The following is a 19,190-nucleotide window of genomic DNA, read 5'->3' on the forward strand; positions in this document are numbered from 1 at the left end:
TCCCCCTTAAGCCTGTGGACGGGTGCGCAGGGTCTGCGCGTCGACGCCGATAACCTCGCCGATTTCCTCGGCCGAGAGCGCTCCTTCGCGCAGCAGGTACGGGCACTCGCCGGAGAGGTCAATGATCGTCGAGGGCTTGCCGACGGCCGTCTCTCCCCCATCCAAGTAAACCGTCACGGCTTTACCAAGCTGCTGCTTGGCCATGAGCGCCGTGGTCGGCGGCTGGTGGCCAGAAATATTGGCAGAGGAGACAGCCATGGGGCCAACCTCGCGCAGCAACTCGATGGCAATGGGATGCAATGGCATGCGCAGCATCACGGTGCCGCGGGTATCGCCGAGGTTCCACGGCAGGGACGGCGCTTGCGGAACGACGATGGACAGTCCACCGGGCCAAAAGGCCTCCACCAAGTCACGCGCGGTATCGGTATAGGAAGCGACCAGACCGCGAACGGTATCCCAGGAACCTACCAAAACCGGCACCGGCATATCCGGGCCACGCTGTTTAGTGGCCAAGAGGTTGGCTACGGCATCGTTATCAAAGGCATCGCAGCCGAGGCCGTAGAGCGTATCGGTGGGCATAACCACGAGGCGACCGGATTGGGCAGCCTTGACCGCAATGTTCATACCCTCTTCGCGCTCGGCATCGTTGGCGCAGTTAAAAATCTTTCCTTGCATCATCTTCTCCCCTTCTTGCCCTCACTGGTGTCTTAGTCTACCCCGCGCACCGCAGTGACAAACCGGGACGTTCCCGTCAGGTCTTGCAGCGCGGCGATCTGTTTAAAGCCGCCGTGTCGGGCCACTGCGGCTTGTACGGCCTCGCTCGTGGAATCGTCGTGTTCGATGGCCACCTTGCCTCCCGGGCGCACAAGGCGCGCAATGGTCGGGATAAGGCCGGTGATGACCCCCATCCCATCCGCCCCGGCGAAGACCGCGTTATGCGGGTCGTGATATACCTCCGGTTCAAGATCCGGGGTCTCTGGCACGTAGGGCGGGTTAGTCACGAGGAGGTCCACGGTCCCATTCCAGTCCGCCAAAGTGTCGTCGGCAGTGGCGTCAGCCTGGATGACCTCTACCCCGGTGTTATGGGTATTGGCGTGGGTATAGGCCAGTGCGGCGTCGGCAAGCTCAACTGCCCTCACCTGCGCTTTGGGTAGATAGTGGGCCAGGTAGAGCGCTAATGCGCCCGTGCCGGTGCACAAATCAACCAGCCGCGGACCGTCCACATTGCGCACCGCCCAGTCCGCCATAACCTCGGTTTCCGGCCGCGGGATAAACACGCCCGGGCCTACCTTGAGCTCCAGCGGGCCGAACCAGGCGCTGCCTAGTACGTACTGCAACGGCTCGCGGGCCTCCCGGCGACGAAGCAGCGCATCAAAGGCCACGTCGAAACCAGGCATAGGTGACTGATCGAGCGGGATATCCATGTGGCCGCAGTGCATTAGGTGCGCGGCCATAATGCGTGCATCCCATTCAGGGCTGGCCACCCCGGCAGCACGAAGGCGCTGCACCCCGCGGCGCAGCGCCCGTCCATACGTGTTATTCACGCTGGTTTACCCCTCGGCCTCGAGGCGCTCAGCGCGCTCTTGGTCCTGCAGGGCCTTAATAAGGTCATTCATGTCACCGTTCAACACGGAGTCCAAGTTATTGGCCTTGTAACCAATGCGGTGGTCCGTGATGCGGTTTTCCGGCCAGTTATAGGTGCGGATACGCTCGGAACGGTCCATGGTGCGCACCTGAGAGGCGCGCTGCTCGCCGGCCTCAGCCTCGCGGGCCTCGCGCTCCATTTGATCCAGACGGGCCTGCAGAACCTGCAGCGCACGCGCCTTATTCTGAATCTGGGAACGCTCCTTCTGGCAGGTCACGATAAGCCCGGTGGGCAGGTGGGTAATACGCACCGCGGAGTCGGTGGTGTTCACGCCCTGACCGCCCTTACCGGAAGAACGGTAAACGTCGACGCGAATATCCTTGTCATCGATATTGACAGACTCGACCTCTTCCGGCTCCGGGTAGACCAGCACGCCGGCGGCAGAGGTCTGAATGCGGCCCTGGGATTCAGTAACCGGAACACGCTGCACGCGGTGCACGCCGCCCTCAAACTTGAATACGGACCATGCACCATCGCGCGACGGGGACTTGGAACGGAAGGAAATGGTCATATCCTTCACACCGCCCAAATCGGACTCATTGAGGCCCAAGACCTCCCAATTAAAGCCCGTCTTGTCCGCATAACGCTCGTACATGCGGGCCAAGTCGCCGGCAAAGAGGGCCGCTTCTTCGCCGCCCGCGCCGGCCTTGATTTCCATAATGATGTCCTCGGAATCCTGCTCATCGCGCGGCGCGAGCAGGTCAGCGAGCTTTTCTTCCAAGCTCTCCACGGACTTTTCTAGGCGGTCCGCTTCCTCCTGGAAGTCATGGTCCTCATAGGCCATCTCCTTGGCATCGGCGAGATCCTCGCGCGCCTGGGTCAGCTCATCATTGACCATGATGATGGGGCGCAGCTCCGCGTAGCGCTTGGAGAGCTTGCGGAATTGCTTCTGGTCGCCGGCTACTTCCGGATCGGCCATCTGCATCTCAATGCCCTGGTACTCGGACACGATGTCATCAACGAGCGAAACCTGATTAGACATAATCTTCTTCATCCTTATCCGCAGCCATCGGGGCCGAGGAGGCCACCTGCATCAAGAACTCGCCATTGGAGCGGGTCTTCTTCAGCTGCTTAATGAGCAGGTCAATGGCCTGGTGGGAGTCCAGGGCGGAGAGGATGCGACGCAGCTTGGTCATGATGCGTGCTTCCTCTGGAACGAGCAGCAGCTCGTCCTTACGAGTACCGGACGGGTTGACGTCCACGGCTGGGAAGACGCGGCGCTCAGAGATGCCACGATCCAGCTTCAGTTCGGCGTTGCCCGTGCCCTTGAATTCCTCGAAGATGACGGTATCGCCGGTAGAGCCGGTCTCCACCATGGCGGTGGCGATAATCGTCAGCGAACCACCCTCTTCGATATTGCGGGCGGCACCCAGGAAGCGCTTTGGCGGGTAGAGCGCATTGGAGTCCACACCGCCGGAGAGAATGCGGCCAGAAGCCGGGGAGGAATTGTTATAAGCGCGGCCGAGGCGGGTAATGGAATCCAGCAAGACCACGACATCCTTGCCCTGCTCCACCAGGCGCTTAGCGCGCTCGATAGCCAGCTCCGCCACGGAGGTGTGCTCTGATGGCGGGCGGTCAAAGGTGGAGGCAATTACCTCACCGTTGACGGAGCGTTGCATGTCCGTAACTTCCTCAGGGCGCTCGTCTACGAGGACGACCATGAGGTAGCACTCCGGGTTATTGGTAGAAATCGCGTTGGCGATATTCTGCAGAATCGTCGTCTTACCGGCCTTTGGCGGGGAGACGATCAGCGCGCGCTGGCCCTTGCCAATCGGCATGATGAGGTCAATGACGCGGGTGGTGAGGATCTTCGGATCCGTTTCCAAACGCAGGCGCTTATTCGGGTACAGCGGGGTCAGCTTATTAAAGTGCGGGCGCTGTTTTGCGCCTTCCGGATCAATGCCGTTGACGGTATCGACCTGTACAAGCTGGTTGTACTTGCGGCGGTTGCGGCCATTGCCGTGGGTATGCGTCGGGCCGGAGACCTTGACCTGGCCAGTGATGGCATCACCGGAGCGCAGGCCTAGGCGGCGGACGATGCCGTTGTTCACAAAGACGTCGGAAGCCGCGGCGCGGTAACCCGTGGTGCGCAGGAAAGCGACATTATTGTCTACGACGTCCAAGATGCCGCCGACAGCCTGCAACTCATCGCCCTCGCGGACCTGCAAATCATTGCCGCCGTTATTGTCATTGTTATTTCCGCGGCCGCGGCGGTTGCGGCGGTTGCGGCGCCCACGGCGGTTGCCGCGCTCGTGGTTATTGTTGTCCTCGTGGCGGTTGCCGCGCTGCTTATTATCGCCGCGGTCATTCTTCTCGCCCTGATTATCGGAGCCATCCTGGGAGTTATTGTCGCGGTTGTCCTTAGTGCCGCCCTGCTCCTCGTTGCGGTTGCGCTCCTCGCGCTCTTGCCGTTCTTGGCGCTCCTGACGCTCTTGGCGGCGGGCGCGGTTGCGGCGAGCGCGGCGGGCCTGGGAGCGCGACTCATAGCGCTGCTCCTCGCCAGAGCTCTGCTGGCGGTTATCCTGCTTCTCGCCGGATTCTTCCTGCTTTTCCGCCTTCTTCGGCGCATCATCCTGCGCCTTAGTGCGTGGTTTATCTACCTTTTCAGGCTTCTCTGCCTTCTCCGCCTTTTCTACCCGAGCGGCTCTTTCCACCTTGGCCTTGGCCTTTGGCGGAACTTTACCAGTCTTGATGGCGGTGATGAGATCCCCCTTGCGCAGGGCAGAGACACCACGTAGGCCGCGCTCTGCGGCCATTTTGCGCAATTCCGGCAGCTTCAGGGATGCAAGATCCTGTGCTGCGGTGTTGTCCGTTTCGCTCACGGATATCCTTTCGTTGCTTGACCAGGTCCGATTATGCGGGAGCCGCCGCAGCCTATGCTCGCGGCGTTGCACTGGAAGCCAATGTGTATTTTTCTAGGACTTCTCGCCCTCGTGCCAAGGCGCATGCGCGTCCTGCCGGGCAATAAGTATGAGGCCTCTTCCGTGTCCTCGAGGAGACTTCGCACAACGAGTGCGCGAACCGGAAGAAATCAAGAAACGACTGCGGGCAAACTACTTCTCTGGGCCCGAATGCATAGGAAAGGGGAGCTAAACTTTCCGGTTTCCTACCAGTCGCGAACAAGTATAACGCATAGGGCGCAACGCCCGCACCATGACACCGCTACAGTAGAGGCATGCTTTCCACGATGATGGATATCCCCCTCTCCCTGACCCGCATTTTGGAATACGGTGCCTCGGTACACGGGGACACCACGGTTACCACCTGGCACGGTGAGGGCACCGGCTCGGAATTCGATCCAGCCGAGGAAGTTACCTTCCGCGATATCGCTGCCCGCGCCGCCGCGTTCGCCCACGCCATTCACGATGAATTGGGTATCACCAGCGATGAGCGCGTGGGCAGCTTTATGTGGAATTGCGCCGAGCACTTGGAGGTAATGTTTGGCACCGCCTGCAAGGGTGCGATTTTTGCCCCGCTGAATAAGCAGCTGATGAATGACCAGATTCGCCACATTATTAACCATGCGGAAATCTCCGCCATCGTCTGCGATCCCCGCCTGGCGCAGCAGCTGGGCAAGGTGCTCGTGGGCACCAACTCCGTGGGAAGCGTCATCATCACCGGCGCCCAACCAGCGCAGCAGTTTGCCCACCTTTTCCCCCGCGGGGTTGAGGTGTATTCCTATGAGGCTCTTATCGACGGCCGCTCTACCGTCTATGACTGGCCCGAACTAGATGAGCGCACGGCCGCGGCGCTGTGCTATTCCACGGGCACCACGGGCGCGCCCAAGGGAGTGCTGTATTCGCACCGGTCTCTCTATTTGGAGGCCATGCAGCTGCGTTCCTCGGACTCGCTGTGCATTACCCACGGCGAGACCTTCCTGTGCTGCATTCCTATCTGCCACGTGCTCAGCTGGGGCGTTCCCTTCACCTGTTTCATGACGGGCACCCCGCTGGTGCTTCCCGACGCCGACGTGTCCGCCCCCACCCTAGCCAAGGCCATCGCCGCTACCTCTCCACGCGTGGCACACGGCGTGCCCACCATCTGGATTCAGCTCTTTGTCCACTACATGCACCATCCACCAGAGCGCATGACGCTCACCGAGATCTACGCCGGCGGCTCCCCCGTCCCGCCGACGCTGATCAAGATGTGGGAGGAGCGCTACGGCGTCGATGTGGTCCACGTGTGGGGCATGGTGGAAACCTCCACCGTGGGCAGCGTTGCCCGCCCGCCCCAGGGTGCCTCTGGCGATACCCGCTGGGCCTACCGCGTATCCCAAGGCCGCATCCCCGCCTCACTGGAATACCGCGTGGTCAACGACGGGCAAGTCGTCGCCCGCACCGACCGCAATGCCGGCGAGCTGCAGGTGCGCGGCAACCTGGTCACCGGTTCCTACTACCACTCGCCCACCGCTGAACCGGGCGAAATCGCTTCCGAATTCCGCGGCAATCAAGTCGAGGCCGCGGAGGATAAGTTCACCGCCGATGGCTGGCTGCGCACTGGCGACGTGGGCTCTGTGACCAAGGATGGCTTCCTTACCGTGGAGGACCGCGCCCGCGATGTCATTCGCTCCGGCGGCGAATGGATCTATTCCGTGCAGCTAGAAAACCTCATCATGTCCGACGAACTCGTCGTGGAAGCCGCCGTCATCGGCTACCCCGATAAGCAATGGGTCGAGCGCCCACTCGCCGTCACAGTATTGGCCGAGGGCGCCTCGCCCACCATCGAAACCGCAGAGCGCCTGCGCGCCAGCATGCGCAAGGAACTGCCGAGCTGGATGCTGCCGGAGTATTGGACCTTTGTGAAGTCCATCGATAAGACATCCGTGGGCAAGTTCGATAAGAAAGATTTGCGCGCCCACCTGGCAGAGGGCGAGTACAACATCATCCGGCTCAAAGGACCGGGTGAATCCCAGCGCCTCGATGCCACCAACGCCGCCGATTTAAGCCGGGAAAACTAGGAATAAATTCGCGTCAGTCGCCGTTGCAGCTTGGTGTACCTCGTCCCCTCTCTTAGACTGGCACCAATGACCCCTTCCTCCCAGCAGCCCGTGGTTTCCCTGCCCCTGCCTACCGTGGGCCGAGCGAAACCGCCGGCGGATCTGCCTGCACCGGCCGCTGATGGCACGCGCGCACTGGTGGATCGCTATGGACGCCAAGCCCGTGACCTGCGCGTCTCCCTCACGGATCGCTGCAACCTGCGTTGCACCTATTGCATGCCGGCCGAAGGTTTGGAGTGGATGCCCACAGAGCAAACCTTGAGCGATGAGGAAACCATCCGGCTGATCCGGATAGGCGTCGGCAAGCTGGGCATCCGCCAAGTGCGCTTTACCGGCGGCGAGCCCCTGCTACGCAAGTCGCTGGAGAAAATTATTGCCGCGACCAAACAGCTGCGCACCGACCAGGGCCGCTCCCCGTCCACCGCGCTGACCACCAACGGGCTTGGCCTAGAAAAGCGCGCCGGCGCCCTCGCCGCGGCCGGGCTCGACCGCATCAATATCTCGCTCGACACCATCGACCGCGAGCGCTACGCCGCGCTCACCCGCCGCGACCGGCTCGACCACGTGTTGCAGGCCATCGCCGCCGCAGATGCCGCGGGCCTGCACCCCATCAAGATCAACGCCGTGGTCATGCCCGGGGTCAACGAAGAAGACATCGTTCCGCTGGCGGACTATGCCGTCCACCACGGCGCCCAGCTCCGCTTCATCGAGCAGATGCCGCTCGGGCCCCGCGAGCAGTGGCGCCGCGAGGACATGGTCACGGCCGAAGATATCCTCGCCCGACTGCGCACCCACTTTTCCATGACGCCGGCGCGCGAACCACGCGGTTCCGCCCCCGCCGCCCTGTGGGAGGTCAGCGCTCCGGATGGCACGCACGGCACGCTGGGCATCATTGCCTCGGTCACCCACCCCTTCTGCGGCGATTGCGACCGCACCCGCCTTACTACCGACGGCGCCATTCGCAATTGCCTCTTTGGCAATTCCGAAACCCCGCTGCGAGACCTGCTGCGCTCCGGCGCGAGCGATGCAGAGATCATGGAGGCTTGGGCCGGGGAAATGTGGACCAAAAAGCCCGGTCACGGCATTGATGACGAGGGCTTTCTCCAACCAGACCGTCCGATGTCCGCCATTGGCGGCTAACCTGAGTCTTATGTCCACGCCCCGCAGCATCTCCGCGCACCTCGATGCCGTACTCGCGCTGGCTTCCACTCCGCCGGCCGAGTCCGCGCCTGTCGACGCCTCCCTCACCGGCCGCGTCCTCGCCGCCGACGCCCCCGCGCGCTTTCCCGTGCCGCCCCACGCTAATTCGGCGATGGATGGCTTCCTCGTCCATGCCGCGGATCTTTCCTCCTCCGCACCATGGACCCTCCCCGTCGTCGGCGACGTACCGGCCGGCGCGGCTCCCATCGATGTGCCCGCCGGCCACGCCGTTCGCATCATGACCGGCGCCCCCGTGGCCGATACCGCAGGAATGCTCGTCATTCCCGTGGAAAACACCACCACCCCGGCCGGCCCGGTAGCACTTCCAGACGAGGTCACCATCACCGAGGCACCCACCAAGTCGCATATCCGCCCCGCCGGCGAGGACATCCAGCCCGGCGCGCCAGTCGCCACCGCCGGCACGCTTATCGACGCCGCCGTCATCGCCGCCCTCACCTCCGCCGGCGTATATACCGTTACGGCCTACCGGCGCCCGCGCATCGCGGTCATTTCTTCCGGCGAAGAACTCGTCTCTTCCCCAGCGGAGTTAGTCCCCGGCCAACTACCGGATTCCAATGGCCCGATGCTCGCTGCCCTCTCCGGCGCAGATACGCACGTGCACGTGGGCGACAACCCCGCCGAGCTGTCCGCTGCGCTAGATGAGCTAACCTCCTCCCACGACCTCATCATCACCTCCGGTGGCGTATCAGCCGGCGCCTTCGACGTCGTGCACACCGTACTCGGGCGCACGGATTCCGCGTGGTTCGGGCACGTCGACCAGCGCCCGGGCGCCCCGCAGGGCTACTCCCTGTGGAATGACACCCCGGTGCTGTGCTTGCCCGGCAATCCCGTGGCAGCCTTCGTCGATTTCCAGCTCTATGCCCGGCCACTTATCGCCGCATTGTCCGGACACCCCGCCCCACGCCAGCGGGTCAACCTCCGCGCCCGGGTGGATTCGCCCCTTCCCGCCTCCCGCGGCCGGCCGACCATTGTTCCCGTCACCGTAGACTTTCAGGCAGCGCCCGCCATCACCTCGCACCTGCCCCACGGCAGTCACCGAGTCGTGTCGCTGGCCGGCACCAATGGCTTTTGCCTCATTGACTCCGAGCCGCCGGCCATGGGCGAGGACATCACCGTTTATCTGTATTAAGGAGCAACCATGGAATTTACCCACCTGAACTCTGACGGCGCCGCCTACATGGTCGACGTCACCGAGAAGCAGCCCACCGTGCGCACCGCCACCGCCGAAGGCGAGGTCGCCTGCTCACCCGAGGTCATGACCGCCTTGCGCGATGGCACCGTGCCCAAGGGCGATGTCCTCGCCGTCGCCCGCATCGCCGGCATTTCGGCCGCCAAAAAGGTCCCCGAGCTACTTCCCTTGGCACACACCATCGGCGTACACGGCTGCGCAGTCGAGCTCACGCTTGCCGACGACTACGTGTCCATCTCCGCCACCGTCCGCACCGCCGACCGCACCGGCGTGGAAATGGAGGCTCTGACGGCGGTGAACGTTTCCGCGCTCGCCATCATCGACATGGTCAAGGGCGTGGACCGTTCCGCATATATCCGCCGCTGCGGAATCGTGGCGAAATCCGGCGGCCGCTCCGGGGACTGGTCCCGCACCCTCCCGGAGTCCTAATGCTCGGCGCGGTCATCCTCGCCGGCGGCCACGGCAGGCGCATGGGCGGAGCCGATAAGGCCTCCCTTTTTGTCCACGGCACGCGCTTTATCGACCGCCTGCTCGCCCAGCTTCCCTACGGCACCCCGACCGTGGCTGTCTCCCCGCATCGCCTCGGCGTGCCCCAGGTGTGCGAGTCACCGCTCTACGGTGGTCCTGTCGCCGGCATCGCGGCCGGCGCCCAGGCGTTATCCCACTGCTCCGAGCTCGCCCTCTTCGCCGTGGATGCCCCCGATTCGCCGCAGCTGCTTCCCCGTCTGCGCTCGACCCTCGCCTCCTCCACGGCCGATGCCGTACTCACGCGCGCCGCCGACGGCTACCTCCAGCCGCTGTGTTCCCTCTGGCGCGCTCCCGCGCTCCACACTCAGCTCGAATCCCTTCCTACGGCTCGGAACGTCTCCGTCCGCCGCTTCATCCGTGGCGCCAACTTCATAGAGATTCCCGGCACCGGCGCCGAACGCGACTACGACACCCGTTCGGAGCTGCGCGAGCTTCCTGCGTTCACTCCCCACACCACCCTTCGCGCTCACCGGCAGCCGCTGATCTAGCCCACCGCCTCCGCCCGTGAGCGCCAAGGGAAGAAGTCTCCGCCTCCCCTCCCTTCGCGCTCACTGAGAGCCGCAGCAAGCGCGAAATCGCCGCCTCCGTGAGCGCAATGGGCGGGGTCGAGCGCATCTATCGGCAAGACCGGAAGATGTCGGGTAAGAGAGGCAGAACCACCCCAAGGGTGTCCTCAACCGCCCCCACTGAGGATGCAGTATTTATCACAAGGCTGCCTCCACCGTGCTCAGTCATCCCGATAATTCCTCGCGAAAGTCCCGCCTTCGCGGATGACTCTAGGCCGCGCAAAAGCACTTGCGTCTCCACTCCGTGCAAACGGGCCGAAATATACTTCTGCGTCACTTCCGGGGTGAAGTTAGTACGGCCAAGTCCCGTGCCGCCGATGATGACAATGACGTCGCTGCCTGCACGAAGAGAGTCCTTCAGTGCGGATTCCACGGGCTCTGCGCCTTCTGGGACGACCTCAACCGCCCGTACAGAAGCGGAATACTCTTCACACACCTCTCGCGCCCGTTCCCCCGCTTTGCCCGATTTTTGCCCGGACAATACACGATCGGAACTGAGAATTATGCTGACGCTGACGCGTTCCATATCTGTCTACTTCTCCCCACCATCTTGCGGTGACAAATTTCACATACTCTAAACATGCACGCAATTCAATACTATGCGGCAGGCTAACCTGCAATGACAATTCGGACCAGAATTACGCAACATCAATATGCCTTAATTAAGCACGGCATTTTCCGGTTTATTTTACTCCCCACAGCTTCGCCACAGGTAGATTACGAGTCACACACCTACGACTTGTGAGGAACTCATGACTACTCTCGATACCTCAGGCAAAGTCATCCAAGGCTGGGATCCAGAAGATTCCGAGCATTGGGACTCCAAAATTGCCTGGCGGACCCTCTGGATTTCCACCTTCGTTCTCATCATTGGCTTCGCCACGTGGTACCTCGTCTCCGCGATCGCACCGCAGCTAAACCAAATCGGCTTCGATATCTCCAAGAGCCAGCTCTACTGGCTGACGGCAATTGCGGGCCTGGCCTGCGGTATCTTCCGTCTCATCTTCATGTTCCTGCCCCCGATGATCGGCACGCGCAAGCTGGTCTTCTTCTCCTCGCTCTTGTTCATCATCCCGATGTTGGGTTGGTTCTTTGCAGTGCAAGATACGTCCACCCCGTACTGGTGGCTGCTCGTCCTGTCCTTCATTTCCGGCATCGGCGGCGGCGTCTTTTCCGGATTCATGCCGTCGACCGGCTACTTCTTCCCCAAGCGCCTGTCCGGCACCGCCCTTGGCATCCAGGCCGGCATCGGTAACTTCGGCATCTCCTTCATCCAGCTTGTTGCCCCGTGGCTGATGGGCTTTACCCTGCTCGGCGTCGGCATGGTTGCCCCGCAGCGCTCCGATAAGGGTGATATTTTCGTCCACAATCCCGCTATTTTCCTCGTACCGTGGGCTATCGTCGGCGCCATCCTGGCATGGATGCTGCTCAAGGATGTTCCCGTTAAAGCCAACTTCCGCCAACAGATCGATATCTTCGGCAATAAGAACACTTGGATTCTCACGATTGTCTACTTCATGACTTTCGGTGCATTCTCTGGTTTCGCCGCACAGATGGCGCTGCTGATCAATCAAACCTTTGGCGAGGGATCGTCCTTTGCCGGCAGCTTCGATGACCTGCCCAATGGCGCTGCTTACGCCTTCCTCGGACCACTCATCGGCGCGCTGGTCCGTGCGCTCTGGGGCCCGCTGTGCGATAAGTTCGGCGGCGCTATCTGGACCTTCATCGGCTGCCTCGGCATGACCGTCTTTACCGCCGTATCCGCACTGTTCTTGAACCCGTCCAGCCCGGATGAGTTCTGGTGGTTCTTGGGCTCCATGCTCATCATGTTCTTCTTTACCGGTCTCGGCAATGCCGGCACCTTCAAGCAGATGCCCATGATTTTGCCCAAGCGCCAAGCTGGTGGCGTCATCGGCTGGACCGGCGCCATCGGCGCATTCGGCCCCTTCGTCGTCGGCGTACTGCTATCCATGATGGCACCAGCCACATTCTTCTGGGGCTGCGTTGTCTACTTCGCAATTACCACCGTGCTGGTGTGGATCTACTATGCCCGCCCCAACGCACCGTTCCCCGGCTAATTAGGAGCCCCCTTTGACTACTCACGTCTCCCCCGAAAACGGCAAGCTGAATCCGTTGTTCAAGCTCGGCGCGTACCTGCGCAAGGGCGAAGCCACCGACTCTGGCCAGCAGCTCTTCCTCAAGGGCGGTCGCCAAGCGGACGTCTTTTACCGCAACCGCTGGGCGTTCGACAAGATGGTGCGCTCTACCCACGGCGTGAACTGCACCGGTTCATGTTCGTGGAAGGTCTACGTCAAAGATGGCGTTATCACCTGGGAATCCCAGGCCGTGGACTACCCCACCACCGGCAATGACATGCCAGAATACGAGCCACGCGGCTGCCCTCGTGGCGCATCCTTTTCGTGGTACACCTACTCGCCTACTCGTGTGCGCTACCCGTATGCCCGCGGCGTGCTGGTAGACATGTTCCGCGAGGAAAAGGCCAAGCACGGAGATTCCGTCCTGGCGTGGCGCGCGATCCAGGAGGACCCGGAAAAGCGCCAGGCTTATATCTCCCAGCGCGGCAAGGGCGGACTCATCCGCATCTCCTATGAAGAGGCCATCGACATTGCCTCGGCCGCGCACGTGTACACCATCCGCAAGTACGGCCCTGACCGCATTAATGGCTTCACCGTGATTCCGGCGATGTCCCAGATTTCTTATGGCGCGGGCATGCGTTTCTTGCAGTCCATTGGCGGCGTCGCCCTGTCTTTCTACGATTGGTATGCCGACCTGCCGCCGGCGTCCCCGCAGACCTTCGGCGATCAGACCGATGTTCCGGAATCCGGTGACTGGTACAACTCGTCCTATCTGATGATGTGGGGCTCCAATATTCCCGTCACCCGTACCCCGGATGCGCACTTTATGGTCGAGTCCCGCTATAAGGGCACCAAGGTTGTGGTGGTCTCGCCTGACTTCGCGGATAACACCAAGTTCGCTGATGAGTGGGCCCGCATCGAGCCGGGCACTGACGCCGCCCTCGCCTTTGCCATGGGTCACGTCATTCTCAAGACCTTCCATGTGGACCGCCAGGAACCCTACTTCCTGAACTACATGCGCAAGTTCACCGACTCGCCGTTCCTCGTCGCACTCGATGACCACGGCGATGGCACCTATACCCCAGGCAAGTTCCTCACCGCTGCCCAGCTTTCCGACGCCTCCCTCAACTCCACCCCCAACTCCACTCACCGTGGCCTCGTGATGGAGGAAAACGGTCGCGTCGTCGACCCAGGCGGCACCGTCGCTGACCGCTGGGATAACGAATCTTCCAAGTGGAACCTCGCGCTCGATAACGCGGATCCGGTCATGTCCATCGCAGAAACCGACCGCTTCGACACCGCCGAGGTGCTCTTCCCTCGTTTCGACTTGGACACGAATCCGGAAGACGTGGGAACCGGCAAGCCGATTGGCGCGGGCGTCGTCCACCGCGGCGTGCCTGTGCGCGAGGTGGACGGCAAACTGGTCACCACCGTCTTCGACATCATGCTTGCTCACTACGGCGTCAACCGCGCCGAACTCAACTTGCCGGGCTCGTGGCCGAAGGACTTCCACGACGCCAGCGAGGTCGGCACCCCAGCCTGGCAGGAAGAACTCACCGGTGTTCCGGCGGATGCCGCCATCCGCATTGGCCGCGAGTTTGCGCAGAATGCCGCGGACTCCCAGGGCCGCTCCCAAATCATCATGGGTGCTGGCGTCAACCACTACTTCCACGCCGATACCATCTACCGCACCTTCCTGGCACTGACCTCTATGTGTGGCACCCAGGGCGTCAACGGTGGTGGCTGGGCTCACTATGTGGGCCAGGAGAAGCTACGTCCCGTCAATGGCTGGACCCAATGGGCGATGGCAACGGACTGGCAGCGTCCTCCGCGCCACATGATCACCACCGGCTTCTACTACTTCGCCACCGAGCAGTACCGCTACGATAATTCCCGCGCCTCGCACTTGGGATCGCCCCTGGCCTCGCGCGATTCCATCGGCGATAAGATGGTCTCGGACACCATGGCCGAGGCAATGCGCCGCGGCTGGATGCCGGCCTATCCGCAGTTCAACCGCAACTCGCTCTTCCTGGCCGACGAGGCCGAGGAAGCCGGCATGGATATCAACGACTACGTCGTCCAAGAGCTAGAAAACGGCCGCCTCGAATTCTCCTATGACAACCCGTCTGCAGAAGAAAACTGGCCGCGCATCCTGCTTAATTGGCGCACCAACCTTCTGGGCTCCTCGGCGAAGGGCACGGAGTTCTTCCTCCGCCACCTCCTTGGCATCGACTCCGACGCCACCGCAGAAGAGCTCGCCCCAGAGGATCGCCCGCGCACCATCAAGTGGGTCGATGAAGCCCCTAAGGGCAAGCTCGATCTCATGATGACCACGGATTTCCGCAATACCTCCACCACGCTGGTATCCGATCTCATCTTCCCGGCCGCTACTTGGTACGAAAAGCACGATATGTCCTCGACGGATATGCACCCGTACCTGCACTCCTTCAACGCGGCCATTAACCCGCCATGGGAGGCCCGCTCTGACTACGAGGTCTTCCGCGATCTTGCGGCAGCCCTTTCGGATAAGGCCACCAAGTGGCTCGGCGTGCAGCGCGATGTCATCACCCAGCCCAGCCACCATGACACCCCGGACGAGCTGGGAATGCCCAACGGTGTGGTGCCGGACGTCGATAAGCAGGGGCTCATCCCTGGTGTCACCATGCCGAAGCTGCATGTTGTCGAGCGTGACTACACCAAGATTTATGAGAAGTGGGCACACCTGGGCCCGCTGCCGGCCAAGCTGGGCACCGGAGTCCATGGCACGAAGTTCAACGTGGAAAAGCAGGTCAAGGAGCTCGAGCTCATCTGTGGCACGTCTGAGACGTCCATGGGCGAACTGGTGGACCTGAGCAAGGACACCAAGGTTATCGACGCCATTTTGCACCTTTCGGGCGTATCCAATGGCGAGCTGGCCAAGCAAGGCTTTGAATACCTGTCTTCCCGCACGGGCAAAGACCTGACCCCGCTGGGCACCGCCGATGAGGATGTCCGCATCACTTGGGATGACATCAAGGAGCGGCCGAAGGAAGTCATTACCTCGCCAGAATGGACCGCGGATAAGCGCAATAAGCGCCGCTACACCGCATTTTCCATCAACGTCGAGTTTGAAAAGCCTTGGCACACGCTCACCGGCCGTATGCAGTACTACATCGACCACGATTGGTACATGGACTACGGCGAATCCCTGCCTATCTTCCGCCCGCCGTTGGATCACGTACACATGCACGGCGAGTTTGCCCCAGGCGAGAGCCTGCGCAATGACCGCGGCGAGGCTGAGGTCACCCTGCGCTACCTCACCACGCACAATAAGTGGTCCATCCACTCGCAGTACTTTGACAACCTGCACGTGCTGTCCATCTCCCGCGGTGGCCAGGTGGTCTGGATGTCCAATAAGGATGCCAAGAAGATTGGCGTGGCCGATAACGACTGGGTCGAGGTTTATAACCGCAATGGCGTTGTCTCCGCACGTGCCATCGTCTCCCACCGCATTCCGGAGGGCACGATGCTGTGCAACCACGCACAGGAGCGCACCGTCGGTACCCCGCTCAATGAGCACACCGGCCGCCGCGGCGGCACCCACAACTCGCTGACGCGCATCTCCATCAAACCGGTCCACATCGCTGGAGGCTACGGCCAGCTGACTTACCACTTCAACTACATCGGCCCCACCGGCAATAACCGTGATGAGGTCACCCGCGTACGCCGCCGTTCCCAGGAGGTTTCCTACTAATGAAGGTCATGGCCCAAATCTCCATGATTATGAATCTGGACAAGTGCATCGGCTGCCATACTTGTTCGGTCACCTGCAAGCAGGCATGGACCAACCGCGAAGGCGCCGAATATATCTGGTTCAATAACGTCGAGACCCGCCCCGGCGTTGGCTACCCACGCACCTGGGAAGACCAGGATAAGTGGAAGGGCGGCTGGGAGCGCACCAAGTCCGGCAAACTCAAGCCGAAGGCGGGCGGCCGCCTCAAAAAGCTGGCTACGCTCTTCCACAACCCGAACCTTCCCACCATCCAGGACTACTACGAGCCATGGACCTACCAGTATGAGGATCTGATGGGCGCCGAGGCCGGGCAAAAGACCCAGCCTACGGCCAAACCGGTATCCCAAATCGACGGCCGCGATATCAACAAGATCGAGTGGTCTTCCAACTGGGACGATAACCTGGGCGGCTCCACTGCCACCCTAGATAATGACCCAGTCCTGCACGAGATGAACCTCGAGGTCAAAAAGGAAATCGAGGACTCGTTCATGTTCTACCTGCCGCGCATTTGCGAGCACTGCATGAATCCCACCTGCGTATCTTCCTGCCCATCCGGCGCGATGTACAAGCGCACCGAAGACGGCATCGTACTTGTGGACCAGGACCGCTGCCGCGGCTGGCGCATGTGCGTCTCCGGCTGCCCTTATAAGAAGGTTTACTTCAACCACAAGACCGGCAAGGCCGAGAAATGCACCCTGTGCTACCCGCGCCTCGAGGTGGGCCAGCCCACCGTGTGCTCCGAGACCTGTGTAGGCCGCCTTCGCTATCTCGGCGTCATCCTCTATGACGCAGACCGCGTAGCCGAGGCCGCCGCTACCGAGAACGAGCAGGATCTCTTTGAGGCACAGAAGTCCATCATGCTCGATCCGCATGACCCGGAGGTCGTTCGCGCCGCCGAGGCCGAGGGAATCCCGCACTCCTGGATCGATGCTGCCCAGCAGTCCCCCATTTACGATCTCATCTTCAAGTACGGCGTGGCCCTGCCGCTGCACCCGGAGTACCGCACCCTGCCAATGGTCTGGTACATCCCGCCGCTGTCCCCCATCGTGGACAAGGTGACCGCCACCGGCAACGACGGCGAGGACCACAAGATCCTCTTCTCCGCGCTGTCGAATATGCGCATTCCACTGGAATACCTCGCCGGCCTTTTCACCGCCGGCGATACCGTGCCGGTAGAAAAGTCCCTGCGCCGCCTCGTCGCCATGCGCTCCTATATGCGCGATATCAACCTGGGCAATGAGCCGCAGGAAGAGATCGCCCAAGCCGTGGGCATGACCGGCAAGGACATTGAGGCAATGTACCGCCTGCTGGCCATTGCGAAATACGATGACCGCTACGTCATTCCGACTGCCTCCCCGGAAACACCCCGCGGCATCGCGAACCTGGATCCCTTCGGCGACGTCGACCCTGCTCAGGCGTCCGAGGACGTCTTCCACGACCTGGGCATGGGCGCCCCCGAGGCCTGCACCCACAGTTCCGCGCCGCAGGGCAAGGTGTCGCTGCTGTCGTGGACCGGTGACCGCCCCGATTCGATGTTCCCGCCCAAGGACTAGGAGCAACCATGAATATTCTGGATAAGCTCCGCAAACGCCAGGCTGCCACCAAGCCACTACACGACGTCGCCGATGACGCCGTCGCCGGCTTCGGCACCCCAGCCGGCATTGGCACGATGGGCGGCGCCAAGGACGTCGAAAAGACCCTGCGCACCCATACCGGCAAGGTACCGCACGAGTTCGTCACGCCTGTGCACGTCACAGAGGACCAACGCCGCATTGTCGCTATGGCCGTCTCCGTCCTGCTGGACTACCCCAGCGCGGACATTATGGACCGCTTAGCCATCGTGGAGGAGCAGGTGGATCAGTTGCCGCTGGCCATCGCCAGCGATTTCGTGGACTTCGCCGAATGGGCGCGCAGCGTGGGCCCGCGCGGGCTCGAAGAACACTATGTGGAAACCTTCGATCAGCGCCGCCGCTGTTCGCTGTATTTGTCCTATTTCGCGGTGGGCGATACGCGCCAGCGCGGCATGGCCATCTTGTCCTTCCGCGAGCAACTGGAGTCTCTCGGTTTCCATATTTCGGACGATGAACTGCCGGATCACCTCTGCGTAGTCCTAGAGGCGCTGGCCATGACCGAGGGCGCCGAGCATGACCGTGCCGTCGAGCTCGTCGCCAGCTACCGCGAAGGCACCGAGGTGCTGCGCGCCGCGCTGTCGCACGTTGGTTCGCCCTATATCAGCCTGGTCGTCGCGCTGTGCAAAGCTTTGCCGGAAATCGACACCGATACCGCCCAAAAGTACGTGGACCTCATCCGCACCGGCCCGCCTGCCGAGATGGTGGGCATCGCCGATCTTCCCTTCCCCACCACCCAACCTGACCTCGTCTAAGGACACACTATGTTTGATAACTTCCTCTGGGGTGCGTTCCCGTGGCTGGCCATCGCCGCATTCATCGTCGGCATCTTCTGGCGGTGGCGCTCCGACCAATTCGGCTGGACCACCCACTCCTCCCAAATCTATGAGTCCAAGCTGCTGCGCTTGTCTTCCCCGCTCTTCCACTGGGGCATGGTCTTTGTCATCATCGGCCACCTCATGGGCTTGGCATTCCCCAAGTCTTGGACTCGCGCTGTCGGTATCAACGATCACGCCTACCACCTGCTCGCGACCATTCCAGGTTCCATCGCCGCTCTGGCCGTCCTCCTCGGCTTCGCTGGCCTGCTCTACCGCCGCCTGAAGAACCGCTCGGTATTCTTGTCCACCTCCACCTCGGACAAGGTCATGTACGTTTTCCTGGCCTTGGCACTGATTTCTGGTTCCTTTGCCACCTTTACACTGCAGCTTTTCGACGTCGCCGGTACCGGCGGCTACGACTACCGCGAGACCATCTCGCCGTGGCTGCGCCAGCTGCTCATCTTCAATATTCAGCCGGAGCTCATGGCCGATGCCCCGTGGCAGTTCAAGGTCCATGTCCTCGCGGGCTTCACCATCATCGCGGTATGGCCTTTCACCCGCCTCGTGCATGCCTTCTCTGCACCGGTTGGTTACGTCACCCGCCCGTACGTGGTCTACCGCTCCCGCGATAATCGCACCACCCCGATGCGTTCTAATACCGCGTGGGAGCCCATCCGCTCCAACCGCAAGCAACTCGAGGGCGAAACTCCGGGACACGGAGCCTAACTAAA

15 protein-coding genes are annotated in these 19,190 nt (G+C 61.9%); 10 read left to right on the forward strand and 5 right to left on the reverse strand.

Annotated elements, in window-relative coordinates; genetic code table 11:
• Nucleotides 1–6: 6 nt before the first annotated feature.
• Genes MHK09_RS00770 through rho form a run of 4 tightly spaced genes read right to left on the reverse strand, consistent with a single transcriptional unit; the run spans nucleotide 7 to nucleotide 4,467 of the window.
• On the reverse strand, nucleotides 7–675 hold the full coding sequence (locus MHK09_RS00770; RefSeq protein WP_040425114.1) for an L-threonylcarbamoyladenylate synthase: 669 nt from the start codon (nucleotides 673–675) through the stop codon (nucleotides 7–9).
• A 32-nt stretch (nucleotides 676–707) separates the two neighbouring features.
• The gene (prmC, locus tag MHK09_RS00775) at nucleotides 708–1,544 is read right to left on the reverse strand and encodes a peptide chain release factor N(5)-glutamine methyltransferase (RefSeq protein ID WP_005323389.1); all 837 of its coding nucleotides are present in this window, start codon (nucleotides 1,542–1,544) and stop codon (nucleotides 708–710) included.
• Between the two features lie 6 nt (nucleotides 1,545–1,550).
• A complete protein-coding gene (prfA, locus tag MHK09_RS00780) occupies nucleotides 1,551–2,627 on the reverse strand; it encodes a peptide chain release factor 1 (protein ID WP_040425038.1) in 1,077 nt (358 codons plus the stop codon).
• Complete coding sequence (gene rho / locus MHK09_RS00785; RefSeq protein WP_005323391.1) at nucleotides 2,620–4,467, reverse strand: transcription termination factor Rho; 1,848 nt, start codon at nucleotides 4,465–4,467, stop codon at nucleotides 2,620–2,622. Before rho ends, prfA begins: the two co-directional genes overlap by 8 nt.
• Before the next feature lie 353 nt (nucleotides 4,468–4,820).
• Between rho and MHK09_RS00790 the strand changes: the two genes are divergently transcribed.
• The 5 genes from MHK09_RS00790 (at nucleotide 4,821) to mobA (ending at nucleotide 10,067) form a co-directional block, all read left to right on the forward strand.
• Nucleotides 4,821–6,602 (forward strand): long-chain fatty-acid--CoA ligase, encoded by a 1,782-nt coding sequence (locus tag MHK09_RS00790; RefSeq protein WP_250412349.1) that lies wholly within the window; start codon nucleotides 4,821–4,823, stop codon nucleotides 6,600–6,602.
• A gap of 66 nt (nucleotides 6,603–6,668) precedes the next feature.
• The gene (moaA, locus tag MHK09_RS00795; RefSeq protein ID WP_250412350.1) at nucleotides 6,669–7,781 is read left to right on the forward strand and encodes a GTP 3',8-cyclase MoaA; all 1,113 of its coding nucleotides are present in this window, start codon (nucleotides 6,669–6,671) and stop codon (nucleotides 7,779–7,781) included.
• Nucleotides 7,782–7,791: 10 nt separating this feature from the next.
• The gene (locus MHK09_RS00800) at nucleotides 7,792–8,991 is read left to right on the forward strand and encodes a molybdopterin molybdotransferase MoeA (RefSeq protein ID WP_250412351.1); all 1,200 of its coding nucleotides are present in this window, start codon (nucleotides 7,792–7,794) and stop codon (nucleotides 8,989–8,991) included.
• A gap of 9 nt (nucleotides 8,992–9,000) precedes the next feature.
• Nucleotides 9,001–9,480 (forward strand): cyclic pyranopterin monophosphate synthase MoaC, encoded by a 480-nt coding sequence (gene moaC / locus MHK09_RS00805; RefSeq protein WP_250412353.1) that lies wholly within the window; start codon nucleotides 9,001–9,003, stop codon nucleotides 9,478–9,480.
• Nucleotides 9,480–10,067, forward strand: coding sequence for a molybdenum cofactor guanylyltransferase (mobA, locus tag MHK09_RS00810; protein ID WP_250412354.1), 588 nt, complete (start codon nucleotides 9,480–9,482; stop codon nucleotides 10,065–10,067). The genes moaC and mobA overlap by 1 nt, the downstream gene beginning before the upstream one ends.
• Before the next feature lie 127 nt (nucleotides 10,068–10,194).
• On the opposite strand, the gene MHK09_RS00815 is transcribed toward mobA, so the two are convergent.
• On the reverse strand, nucleotides 10,195–10,671 hold the full coding sequence (locus tag MHK09_RS00815; protein WP_150851143.1) for a molybdopterin-binding protein: 477 nt from the start codon (nucleotides 10,669–10,671) through the stop codon (nucleotides 10,195–10,197).
• Between the two features lie 226 nt (nucleotides 10,672–10,897).
• Here MHK09_RS00815 and MHK09_RS00820 point away from each other — a divergent pair, with 226 nt between their 5' ends.
• From MHK09_RS00820 to narI, 5 genes are read left to right on the forward strand one after another with little or no spacing between them, the layout of a single operon-like run.
• Nucleotides 10,898–12,223 carry a nitrate/nitrite transporter gene (locus tag MHK09_RS00820; RefSeq protein ID WP_150851144.1) on the forward strand — a complete coding sequence of 442 codons (1,326 nt, stop codon included), beginning with the start codon at nucleotides 10,898–10,900 and terminating at the stop codon, nucleotides 12,221–12,223.
• Between the two features lie 13 nt (nucleotides 12,224–12,236).
• On the forward strand, nucleotides 12,237–15,974 hold the full coding sequence (locus tag MHK09_RS00825; protein ID WP_250412355.1) for a nitrate reductase subunit alpha: 3,738 nt from the start codon (nucleotides 12,237–12,239) through the stop codon (nucleotides 15,972–15,974).
• A complete protein-coding gene (gene narH, locus MHK09_RS00830) occupies nucleotides 15,974–17,566 on the forward strand; it encodes a nitrate reductase subunit beta (protein WP_250412357.1) in 1,593 nt (530 codons plus the stop codon). The genes MHK09_RS00825 and narH overlap by 1 nt, the downstream gene beginning before the upstream one ends.
• Before the next feature lie 8 nt (nucleotides 17,567–17,574).
• Nucleotides 17,575–18,396, forward strand: coding sequence for a nitrate reductase molybdenum cofactor assembly chaperone (gene narJ / locus MHK09_RS00835; RefSeq protein WP_150851141.1), 822 nt, complete (start codon nucleotides 17,575–17,577; stop codon nucleotides 18,394–18,396).
• Nucleotides 18,397–18,405: 9 nt separating this feature from the next.
• On the forward strand, nucleotides 18,406–19,185 hold the full coding sequence (gene narI / locus MHK09_RS00840; RefSeq protein WP_150851142.1) for a respiratory nitrate reductase subunit gamma: 780 nt from the start codon (nucleotides 18,406–18,408) through the stop codon (nucleotides 19,183–19,185).
• The last annotated feature ends 5 nt before the right edge of the window (nucleotides 19,186–19,190 follow it).

The sequence above is a fragment of the Corynebacterium tuberculostearicum genome, from assembly GCF_022347235.1.
GTDB lineage: Bacteria > Actinomycetota > Actinomycetes > Mycobacteriales > Mycobacteriaceae > Corynebacterium > Corynebacterium tuberculostearicum_F.